The sequence below is a fragment of the Roseomonas sp. BN140053 genome (assembly GCF_047690175.1).
Lineage (GTDB): Bacteria > Pseudomonadota > Alphaproteobacteria > Acetobacterales > Acetobacteraceae > Roseomonas.
Genome location: NZ_JBLLEB010000027.1, coordinates 47,931 through 58,452, shown reverse-complemented (window position 1 = coordinate 58,452; position 10,522 = coordinate 47,931). Strand labels below are relative to the sequence as shown.

Annotated in this window: 9 protein-coding genes; 2 read left to right on the top strand and 7 right to left on the bottom strand. The window is 69.1% G+C overall.

What is annotated here, in order from left to right; translation table 11 throughout:
* Positions 1–119: 119 nt before the first annotated feature.
* Complete coding sequence (locus tag ACLIBK_RS19335) at positions 120–2,957, bottom strand: Calx-beta domain-containing protein (RefSeq protein WP_415388933.1); 2,838 nt, start codon at positions 2,955–2,957, stop codon at positions 120–122.
* Positions 2,958–3,171: 214 nt separating this feature from the next.
* On the opposite strand from ACLIBK_RS19335, the gene ACLIBK_RS19330 reads away from it, so the two are divergent.
* Entirely contained in the window at positions 3,172–3,426 is a 255-nt protein-coding gene (locus ACLIBK_RS19330; protein ID WP_415388932.1) for an alkaline phosphatase PhoX, read from the top strand.
* A 108-nt stretch (positions 3,427–3,534) separates the two neighbouring features.
* On the opposite strand, the gene ACLIBK_RS19325 is transcribed toward ACLIBK_RS19330, so the two are convergent.
* The 3 genes from ACLIBK_RS19325 to ACLIBK_RS19315 all read right to left on the bottom strand — a co-directional run bounded on the left by ACLIBK_RS19325 (position 3,535) and on the right by ACLIBK_RS19315 (position 6,944).
* Positions 3,535–4,740 (bottom strand): MFS transporter, encoded by a 1,206-nt coding sequence (locus tag ACLIBK_RS19325; RefSeq protein WP_415388931.1) that lies wholly within the window; start codon positions 4,738–4,740, stop codon positions 3,535–3,537.
* Between the two features lie 355 nt (positions 4,741–5,095).
* Complete coding sequence (locus ACLIBK_RS19320; RefSeq protein WP_415388930.1) at positions 5,096–5,983, bottom strand: iron-containing redox enzyme family protein; 888 nt, start codon at positions 5,981–5,983, stop codon at positions 5,096–5,098.
* 7 nt (positions 5,984–5,990) lie between these two features.
* Positions 5,991–6,944, bottom strand: a complete 954-nt coding sequence (locus tag ACLIBK_RS19315) for a methyltransferase (protein WP_415388929.1) — start codon at positions 6,942–6,944, stop codon at positions 5,991–5,993.
* Between the two features lie 378 nt (positions 6,945–7,322).
* On the opposite strand from ACLIBK_RS19315, the gene ACLIBK_RS19310 reads away from it, so the two are divergent.
* Positions 7,323–7,583, top strand: a complete 261-nt coding sequence (locus ACLIBK_RS19310; RefSeq protein ID WP_415388928.1) for a hypothetical protein — start codon at positions 7,323–7,325, stop codon at positions 7,581–7,583.
* 33 nt (positions 7,584–7,616) lie between these two features.
* On the opposite strand, the gene ACLIBK_RS19305 is transcribed toward ACLIBK_RS19310, so the two are convergent.
* From ACLIBK_RS19305 to ACLIBK_RS19295, 3 genes are all read right to left on the bottom strand, one after another.
* On the bottom strand, positions 7,617–8,357 hold the full coding sequence (locus ACLIBK_RS19305; protein WP_415388927.1) for a Crp/Fnr family transcriptional regulator: 741 nt from the start codon (positions 8,355–8,357) through the stop codon (positions 7,617–7,619).
* A gap of 253 nt (positions 8,358–8,610) precedes the next feature.
* On the bottom strand, positions 8,611–9,399 hold the full coding sequence (locus ACLIBK_RS19300) for an inositol monophosphatase family protein (protein WP_415388926.1): 789 nt from the start codon (positions 9,397–9,399) through the stop codon (positions 8,611–8,613).
* Positions 9,396–10,520: an ABC transporter ATP-binding protein gene (locus tag ACLIBK_RS19295; RefSeq protein WP_415388925.1), complete on the bottom strand. Its 1,125-nt coding sequence runs from the start codon at positions 10,518–10,520 to the stop codon at positions 9,396–9,398. Before ACLIBK_RS19295 ends, ACLIBK_RS19300 begins: the two co-directional genes overlap by 4 nt.
* Positions 10,521–10,522: the final 2 nt, after the last annotated feature.

The following is a 10,522-nucleotide window of genomic DNA, read 5'->3' as shown; positions in this document are numbered from 1 at the left end:
CTCCTCCTCCGTCAGCACCAGCGCTGCCGCTCTCGGGCCACGGGTCATGGACGCCTCCCACCAGAGACGCCCCACCCTACACCCCATCCAATGTGACAGAGAACTTCTAACTCAGACCACTAGAACACCAGATCCACTTGGCTCGGGTTCACCGCACCATTGGCGAGGAAGCCGAAGCTGGCCTCGCCTTCGTCGGACAAGCTGCCGTTCCAGGCTGCGTTGCGGATCAGGTAGCCATCCGAAGTCCGCCCGACGATCTCCGCGTTCCAGATCTGCGTGATCTCGTTGGGCATCTCGATCTCCACCTGCCAACCGCTGACCGCCTGCGGACCGTGATTATGGATGGTCACGGACGCATTGAAGGCAGTGTTCCAGCTGCTGTTCACCACAAACTGGCCTTCCAACCCCGCGGCTTCCTGCGGTTGGGTGGTGGGCGTCGTCGGAGTGGTCGGCGTCGTCGGAGTAGTGGCAGTGTTCGGAGGGGCAGTTCCGTCGTCGTCCAGGATGGTGGCCACGCCGGTTCCGTCGGCCAGGGTGGCACCGCGCGGGTTGCTCAGCACCAGCGAGAAGCGTTCGGTCGCTTCCGCGGCCTGGTCGCCCGTGACCGACACGGCCACGGTCTTGCTGCGCTCGCCCGGCGCGAAGACCAGCGTGCCCGAGGTCGCCGTGAAGTCCTGCGCGCCGGCGCTGTCCGGGGCCGTGCGGAAATCCACGGCGACGTTGCCCGTGGCCGCCTCGGACAGGGACACGGTGAACAGCGCCAGCTTGGCGGCGGCCGCACCGCCCTCCGCATCCTCCAGGTCGAACATGATCGGCCGCAGTTCCTCGACCTTGGCCGTGTTCACGCCCCGCCAGTCATCCGTGAGGATGCCGCCCGTGTCCCCCGAATTCGGGTTCCAGGACCACCAGGTCCAGCTCATGCCTTCCTTGCTGGCGGCGATGTCGCGCGTGCCGTTGCCGTCGAGGTCGCCCGAAAGGTAGGCCGTGATCTTGTCCAGCCAGGCCACGTCCTTGGGGTCGGTCAGCTTGGAGCCGAACTCGCCCAGATAGACCGGCGCGATGTTCTGCTCGTAGATGAAGCCCCACATCTGCTCGAACTCGTCCGGCAGCTTGCTGGCGAAGTCGCTGCCCTGGAACCACGGCTGGCCGTAGACCGAGTTCGGGTAATCATGGGGCGAATAGACCAGCTTGTTGTCCACGGCCAGGTCGATCGGTCGGTCGCGCACCCCCATCAGGTTGCCGCCCCACCAGTAGCTTTCACCCTTGTAGGTGCCGATCCCCTCCACGAAGATCAGCCAGTCATCGTTGACTGCCCCGATGGCGTTGCCCGCCCGCTCGGCCGCCGCCGCCCAGTCATTGGCGCCACCGCCGCCCCAGGTGCCGTTGTACGGCTCGTTGTGCAGGTCGGCGCCGATCACCGTGGGGTCGCCGGCATAGCGCTGCGCCAGCATCTTCCAATCCGCGATCCACTGCGCCTCGGGGTGCTGGGCGTCGTACCACAGGCCGTTGTCGGAAGCCCCCGCGCCGGCACTGGAGCGGTGGTGGTCGAGGATGATGCGCAGCCCGATCTCGCCGGCATAGGCCACGATCTTGTCCATGATCTGCAGGCCCGTGAGGCCCTGCAGATCCGGGTTCTGCGCGAAGTCGATGCCGTTGGGCATCGCGCCGCCCCGCAGCAGGTCCGAGGAAAAGGGCAGGCGGATGGTGTTGAAGCCGAGATCCACCATCTGGTCCATCATGGACTGGTAGCCCCGCGTCCACAGGCCGTGCGGCGCCAGGTTGGTGCTTTCCAGGCCGAACCAGTTCACGCCCGCGATCTTCACCGAGTGGCCCGCCGCGTCCACGATCTGGTTGCCGGCGGTTCTGAAATAGCCCGGGGCCGCCCCTCCGCCGGTGGCCGGATCGCCCTCGGTCACGGTGACGTCGTTGACCCGTAGGCTGGGCAGCGGCGCCGCGTCGTCGTTGCGCACCGTGACCACGCCCGTGTCGTCCGCGATCGTGGCGCCCTTGGCGGAGGACAGCTTGACCGTGAAGCTCTCATTCGCCTCGACGGCCGTGTCGCCGTGGATCGCGACGCGGATGGTCTTGCTGGTCTCGTTGGCCGCGAAGGTCAGCACGCCGGATTGCGCGACGTAGTCCGAACCCGCCGAGGCCGTGCCGTTGGCGGTGGCGAAGTTCACCGTAACGGGCGTGGCGGAAGCCTGGGACAAGGAAACCGCGACGTTGGCGAAGCTGTCCCCCGCATTGCCCTCGGCCACGGAAACATCGCCGATGCGCAGGGCGGGAAGGGTGGGGGCGACGTCGTCGTTGCGGAGGGTGCCCAGGGCGACGCCGTCACCGATCCTCGCGCCCTTGGGGGCGGAAAGCTGGAGCTGCAGCGTTTCGTCGCCCTCGACCAGCGTGTCGCCCAATACGGCCACGCGGACCACCTTCGAGGTTTCCCCCGCGGCGAATTGCAGCGTCCCAGCTTGCGCCGTGTAGTCACTGCCCGCCCTGGCCGTGCCGTCCGCCGTCGCGAAGGCCACGCTGACCGGCCCGGCCGCCGCCTTGTCCAGGCGAACGGTGAAGACCAGCTCCTTCACGCCGGACTGGCCCTCGACGATGGCCGCATCCGCGACGCTGAAGGCCGGCAGCGCCTCGACCGGCGGGTTGCCGCCGGACACGCCATTGACGGCGAAGCCGCTGGCGGCGGTTCCGCCCGCGCCCGGCGTGGCCTGGAAGCCGATCGACACGGTGCCGCCCGGGGCCACCTTGCTGTTCCACGACAAGCTCCGCAGCACGTAGTGCGTGCCGACATGGCTCACGATCTCGGCGCCCCAGATATTGCTGATGGCGAAGCCCGCGTCGAACTCCAGCCGCCATTCGTTCAGCCCGGATGCATCGGCCAGGAGGTTGATGTCCGCCGTGAAGCCGCTGTTCCAGTTGTTGGTGACGGTGTAGCGCGCGGTGGTGGCCATGCGGAGTTGGGTCCCGGAGCTGTGGCTGAACGGCTGATCCTTGCTGGAACGTACTCACCCCGGTTCGCGTTCATCAACCCTTGCGGGTGCACGCAGGAGGGGAGAAACCTGATGCCGGCCCCAGCCACCGCGGGCATCCGCATGGCCGCCCGTCACGGCCTGTCACGTCGTTGCGGTTTCCGGGGCCACCGATGGCGCACCTGCCGCGGCCAAGGTGGCGGAGGACCTTTATACGGCCGACACCTCCGGCACGGGGCGGGCGCCGACGCGGCTGTTCTACCGGGTGCCTCCGGGTGCCGGGGTGTGCGGTCCCTGCATCATGCCGGACAACCGCATGCTGTTCCTGGCGATCCAGCATCCCGGTGAGGACGGCGGCCCCAGTTTCGAAAAATCATCCAATGGTCGGACTTCGCGGAGAACAGGCGCTGCGTCCCAGCGCGATCGCGATCGTCAAGCGCGACGGCGGTGAGATCGGTAGCGGATGCCTCGCGCCGCGGCCCCTTGCCCGGGGCCGCGGCGCTGCCGGAGCCGGTCCGGTGAGCGATCCGTGGAGCAGCCGCATACCCCGTCCTGTTGTCTAGGGAGGCTGCGGCGGACCAGAACGCGGCGCAGCCCGCATGCAGAGGATCGCGATGCCCCCCAGCGCGGCGAGCCCCGCCGAGGCGGTGATGACCGTGGCGAGCAGTGGCCCGAAGAACTCGGACAGTATCCCGATCAGCATCTGCCCGACGGGGCCGAGGCCGATGCACATCGTCACCAGTCCCATCTGCCGGGACCGGAGGTGGGCGGGAACGCCCGTCAGCACCAGCGTGGTCTGCATGTTGCCGAACAGCGCCAACCCCAGCCCGCCCCCTACCAGGGTGCCGCAAGCCAGCCCGTAGCTGGGCATCAGCGGCATGGCCACGAGGGCCGCGAGAAACAGGGCCGAGCCGGCGATCATGAGGGCGCGCAGGTTCGACGACGGCGTTTTCCGCGTGAGCAGCAGCCCGCCGATCAGCCCCCCCAGCGGCTCCCCCGCGGCGAGCAGCCCGACCAGCGCGTCGGACACGCCGAACACCGTGCGGCCGAGCGGCGCGGCCAGCGCGACGTAGGAAAAAGCGAAAAGGTTCATCGTCGCGGTGACCCCCAGCACCGTCAGCACCGCGGGCTGCTTCAGCGCGAAGGCCAGGCTCTCGGTCAGGTCACGCGGGATGCGGGCCAGCACCAGGCGGCGCGCTTCCTGGACATGATTGATGCCGGGCACCAGGAAGGCGCCGGCCAGGTAGCATCCTGCCGAGATCGCGAAAGCGCCCAGCAACCCGGTCCAGGCGAACAGCATGCTTCCGAGCAGCGGCCCGACCATGCGGGAAAAGGCGCTGGTCAGGCTGTCCAGGGCCACCGCCTGGGACACGAAGCCCGTGCCGGCGCACTCGCCGACCATTCTCCGGCGCGAGGCGAACTCGGTGGCCCAGACGCTGCCGCTGACAAAGGCGGCAACGGCGACGTGCCAGGGCTGCACCACGTCCAGCAGGTCGAGCAGGCAGATGCAGAAGGCCGCCGCGCCGCTCAGCAACAGGCCGCCGAGAAGGATGTATTTGCGGTTGATCGCCTCGCAGACCACGCCGGCGACAGCGCCGAGGCAGAGCAGCGGCAGGCTGCGGGCCGCCGATACGAAGGCCACCGCGATGCCGGAACCCGTTGCCTCGAAGGTGAAGAGTGCCGCCGCCAGCATCTCCAACCAGCGCATCGCGTTGGTGATGCCGCCCAGTGCCCAGAGACGCCGGAAGTCCTTTGACCGAAGCAAGCCTCGCGTGCGCCCCGGCGGTACACGCGATTCCGTATGCGTTTCCATCCCGCCAGCCAGTGTGCACACCCGTGCCTGGCTGGCCAGCCACAGGGTCCGGCCCCGGCGCCTTTCCGAACCGACCGGCCCGGATGACCCGCCGTACCCAGCGCGCCCAGTCAGCGGAGGACCACGGAGGATGGCTCCTTGGGCAGTTCGCTGGCCGGGTGCCCCGTCCCCACCTCTCCCATACGCGCCATCCCCCAGGCACCCCGTTTCGATGCCGAGGGCCGAGCCGGGAGCAGGATGCCCGAAAGGCTTCAAGGGGCGGTCAAGAAGCGTTCCGGCGCCGCGAAGAGCGGCTGCGTGGCACTCCCTAGACGCCCAGTTCGCGCCGATAGCGCCGGAAGCAGGCCGCGCCGCACTCCAGCCGCATCAGCGCCCCTTCCGCAATCGCCGAGGCAAAGGCCGGGTTGGACGCCACCAGCGGGTGGATGGCTTCGCTGTTCCAGCTGGCCGAGTGCTTCACGTCGAGAATGGCGTGCAGGTCGAAGTAGTGGCGGTCGCCGGCCGGCACGCCCAGCCGCTTCAACCCCTTCCCGACCAGGGCGGCGCGGGCCGGGGCCGTCTGCTCGATCACACCCAGCGCACCCACGGAATGATACGCATACCGGCGGTTCGCCGCGAGCCCGGCCATGACGTTGGCCAGCGCCAGGGCTTCCCACACCGTGGTGTCCACCCGCGGTTCCAGCCCGAGGCGCTGCGCCAGGGTTTCCAGCAATGGGCCGTGCATGCCCTTGGGGTTGCCGCGGCCCATCTCGTCCCAGTAGTTCCGCGCGATCTCAAGCTTCGGCCGGACCGGCAGCTTGACCTGGGTGAGGGCCGAAAGGTCCTCGAACCCGGCCTCGCCGGCGACTTCCTGGGTCAGGAACCAGCGCATCTGCTCCATGGTCGCGTGTTCCGCGAGCCAGGGAAACAACGGGTCGTGCTGGCCTGGCCCGTCCTGCTCCAGCTGCTCGAACCAGCGCACGAAGCCGTCCGCGTCGGTGGGCGCCTCGGCCGCGCGCGCCGACACGGCGGCGCGACGCTCTTCCAGGAACTCGGCCTCCTGGTGCAGCCGCTGCGCCAGGCGGTCGATGCCGGCGGCCCAGTCCGTCGTCGGCAAGGCCGGGTCGAACCGCTCCTGATTGAAGGCGGCGAGGCTGCGCTGCAGGGCGGCGTCGTGTCCAGCGGCGGCGACGCTGGTGAAAGTGCCATCCGGCATGGTGTTCCTACCCGTCCTGTTCGACCGTGAGCACCACTGCAGCAATCCGGTCGGCATGCCGGTACGCTTCGGCTTCGAGTTCCTCGCCGAAAACGTCCGGATCAACCTCGCGATAAGTCCAGCGTACCCTACCCCGGGCAAGTCGCGCCGCCGCGGCGGCCCGGAAGGGGTCGTCACCATTCACGACTGCGGCACCGGTGTAGAGCACCAGGGTGCCGCCAGGAGAAAGCCGCTCCAGAGCGGTGTCCAGGATGGCCAGCGACAATCCCGCTCCCAAGGGGCCGCCACCGTGCCGGTAGGCTCGCTCGGAGGGATCCACGAGGTAGGGCGGGTTGGCCATCACCAGATCGAACTCCCCCTCCAGGGAGGTGAGCAGGTTGCTGTGCCGGGCTGTGACCCCGGCAAGACCAGCCAAACGGGCGTTGATGCGGGCGAGGCGCAAAGCCGCTTCGTTGATGTCCACCATGAACACCTCTGCCTGCGGCAGGATCTTCGCCGCCACGATACCCCCTGGCCCAGCGCCGCAGCCGATATCCACCGCGCGCTGAACTAGCCGGTCACGCCCCCGCAGGGCATGAGCGATGGCAGCCGCGAACCGGTAGGTGTCGGGTCCGAAGAACACCGAATCCAATGCAGTGGTCGGGAAAGCGGAATGAAAGAAGAGTTCCCCGTCCAGGGTGGAGGCGCGAACGGCGCATCGGCAGAACTGATCTCCCCGGATCAGGACCCCGCTTCGTTCCATGAGCTGGAGCAGCGAAGACGGCAACAGCTCCGGTTGAAAGGGACGGCTCCAGCCGAACACGTCGGCCAGGCTGCGTGCCTGGGCGTTCTCGGGGCGTGCGTTGACACGCGCGTGGGTGGCGGGCGTGATCGTGGTGAAGTGGTAGCCTGCCTCGCGCAATGCCTGGCCCAGGCTCAGCAGCGCTGCATCGTCATCATGACGTGGGGACGTGGAGGACATAACACACGTTACGCCGCTCGGCCTTTGCTGGTTGCAGACGGGGAACAGGCCTGACGATGGCTGCAGGCTGTTGCGGACCTGTGCCAATGCGACGAGATGCTTGCGTAGGGGGTGAGCGGCGGCGGGCTATCGGACCGTAAAAGTCTGGAGCAACTGCTCCTCATGAAGGTGTGGTGGCACGCTCGCGCGTGGTCCTTCGTCGTTTCGGTCGTGAGCGCCATGACAGGGCGCGGCATCTTCGCGCTCGGACTCATCCAGTCCTTCCGGGCGTGTTCGCCGATGAGCTCGCCTCCGCTTCATCCCGACCATGGAGTACGGAAACGAACAGACTCTATGCTGCTTGCGGCCTGACTCTGCGATGTCGGAGCGGGCGAGCAGATGAACAGTGCGGAACGATATCGGGCGCTTGCTGCCAGGGCGCGTGCAACGGCTCGGTCGCCTGATCTGCAGCAGGCGCGGCGCAGCGCCTACGAGCGCTTGGCGGAAAGCTTCGACCGCCTGGAGTGCCGAGCGCGGGACCTGGCGATCGCGGAACAGGAGTTGATGGCCATCCTGGCAGGCCTGGACCGGGCTCTTCTCGCCGATGCAGCAGCTCGCCAGGACACCTGCGCATCGCCGACGCGACGCGTGGGGCCGTGACGGCCGGCCGCCTGGCCCCGGACCCGCCCGGCCTCAGCGCCGGTACACGCCTGAGCCCTCATGTGCCGGACCCAGCAGCCGGTCCAAGGCTCGCCGGGTCACGCCGTAGCATTCGCAGGTAGCATTCTCGAGCCCCGACCGGTCGGTGATCGTGATACGGCCCCTCTCATAGCGGATCAGCCCTGCCTTCTGCAGCGCGCCTGCCGCGACGGTCACGCCCGAACGCCGCAGCCCCAGCATGAGCGCCAGCAGCTCGTGTGTCATCGGAAACTCATCCCCTTGCGACCGGTCATGCGCCATCAGCAGCCAGCGGGCCAGGCGCTGCTCGGTGTAGTGGCGGCCGTTGCAGGCCGCGGTGCGGGACACCTGCCCGTGATGCACCAGCGCGTAGCGCAACAGCAGCGCCCGCAGCGCCGGATCGCGCGCCATCTCGTCCCGCAAGGCCGCGGCGCTCATGCTCAAGGCCGTGCCAGGGTTCTGTATCATGGCTTCGAGGTCGTCGCGGTCGTCGCCCAGGATCACCGGCAACCCGACCACGCCTTCGTGGCCGATCAGCCCGACCTCGGCCCCATCGCCATCCTCCAGCGTGGCGATCATGGAACCCCAGGCCGTTTGGAGAAAATACACGGTGGCGATGGGCGTTTCCGGCAGCTGCAGGACCTGACGGAATGCGAGTTCCACGGGGGTGAGCTGGGGGAGCAGCCGGGTGAGGCTTTCCGCCGGCAGTGCTGCCAGCAGGCGGTTGCCGACCGTGAGTGGAGCGGGGTGGGGCACAGCAGGCTCTTCCAGCGAATTTCGGCGTGAGCTCACGGATCTCTCAGCCGCCCACGCCGAAAGGTCGCAGCAGGCGATGCACGCCCGTAACAGCGCGTGAGGTCCGGGGCGGTACCAAACCGTACGATTATTCCCTGACTGCTGCACGCAGGTGAGAGCGATCAGTCCAGCCCCCTGCATCCCAACGGCGAAATGGCCGGATGAGTTGCTCGCGCGGCGGTCCGCCTGCCGCTCCGTCAGGGGGCAGGTCGGATCAGGGCATCGGCCGCGGAGCCGGCAGCCCTTCGAGCATCCTGGCCAGGGCGGCCTCGATCTGCGGCGTGCAGGCCAGCACGAGGTTGCCGCGGGTCAACCCGTCATCAGCCAGGAAGTCGTTGATGCGGCCGCCCGCTTCCTCCACCAGCAGCAGGCCCGCCAGAGCGTCCCAGGCGTTCATGTGCAGCTCGATGTAGCCGTCGCTCAGTCCGGCGGCCACCTCGGCCAGGGCGAGTGCGCCAGAGCCGTGGCGGCGGAACTCCATGCCGCGCTCGGTCAGCCCGTGCAGCACGGCGCAATACTGGTCCAGCCCGCGCCGGCCGGACCAGCCGACCTCCACCACCGGCGCGGCCCCGTGGCGGAGCTGGCTGACCCGGAGGGGACGGCCGTTGAGGGTCGCTCCACCTCCTCGCCGGGCTGCGAAGAGCCGGTCCTGGGTGGGATCATGGATCACGCCGGATTCGATCCGGCCGTTTCGCACATAGGCCAGCGAAACGCACCAGCGCGGCGTGCCGTGGATGAAGCCGGCCGTGCCGTCGATCGGGTCCACGACCCAAACGCTGTCGCTGGCCTCGCCGCCATCCTCCTCGCCGATCATGGCGTCGCCGAAGGTTTGCGTGACGCGCTCGCGCACCAGCCGTTCCACGGCGTGGTCGGCCTCGGTGCAGAAGTCGATGGGGTTCTTCACCTCCAGCGGGCCGAGGGCGTGCTGCATGCGGCGGGCCAGGGCGCCGGCCTCCACCGCCAGCTCGATGGCAAAGGCGTGGCGCCGCCCGACCTCGCTCATGCCGGCACGACCACGGCCGTCGCCGGGTCGACCGTCACCGCCACGGCCATGCCCTCGCTCAGGGGGGAGGCCAACTCGGTATCCACCACCAGCACCTCCTGCACGATGCCCTCCAGCGCCACCTCGTATTCCATGTGGTCGCCGAGATAGGCCGCCTTCCGCACCTGGCCGGCGATCTCGCCGGGCGCCGCCGGCCGCAGCCGCAGCCGCAACCCGCCCGGGCGCACGGCGAGCTCCGCCGCCCCGTCGGGCAGGCCGCGATGTGGCAGGGTCAGCGCCGCGGTGCCGAGCCGCACCTCCGCCAGGGTCTCGTCGCGCCGCCGCAGCGTCACCGGCAGGAGGTTGGCGTTGCCGATGAAGTCGGCGATGAAGCGGCTGGTGGGCCGTTCGTACAGGTCGCGCGGCGCGCCGTCCTGCACCACCACGCCGCCGCGCATCACCACGATGCGGTCGGACACGGCCAGCGCTTCCTCTTGGTCGTGCGTGACATAGACCACGGTGAGGCCGAGCTGCTGCTGCAGCGCGCGAATATCGGCCCGCACCCGGCGGCGCAGCTTGGCGTCGAGGTTGCTCAGCGGCTCGTCGAACAGCAGCACCTTGGGTTCCAGCACGATGGCCCGCGCCACCGCGACGCGCTGCTGCTGGCCGCCGGACAGCTCGCTGGGCAGCCGCTTCTCGAAGCCTGACAGCCCCACCGTGGCCAGCTTGTCCCCCGCCGCCGCCTCGGCCGCGGCGCGCTTCAGGCCGGACGCGCGCAGGCCGTAGCAGACATTCTCCAGCACGGTCATGTGCGGAAACAGCGCGTAGGACTGGAACACCATGGACACGTCGCGCTCGGCGGCGGAGCGGTGCGTCACTTCCTCGCCGTCGATCAGGATGCGGCCGGCATTGGGATGCTCCAGCCCGGCGATCAGGCGCAGCATGCTGGTCTTGCCGCAGCCGGAGGGGCCGAGCAGCGTCACCAGCGTGCCGCGGGCGATGGAGAAGCTGACATCGTCCACCGCCTTGACCGGCCCGTAGCGCTTGGTGATGCCGGCGAACTCCACCGCCGGCTGGACCGGGGCAGGGGTCAGCCCGGCGGCCCCGGCCGGCGGGGTGCCGTCGCGCAGTGCCTGGTTCATCT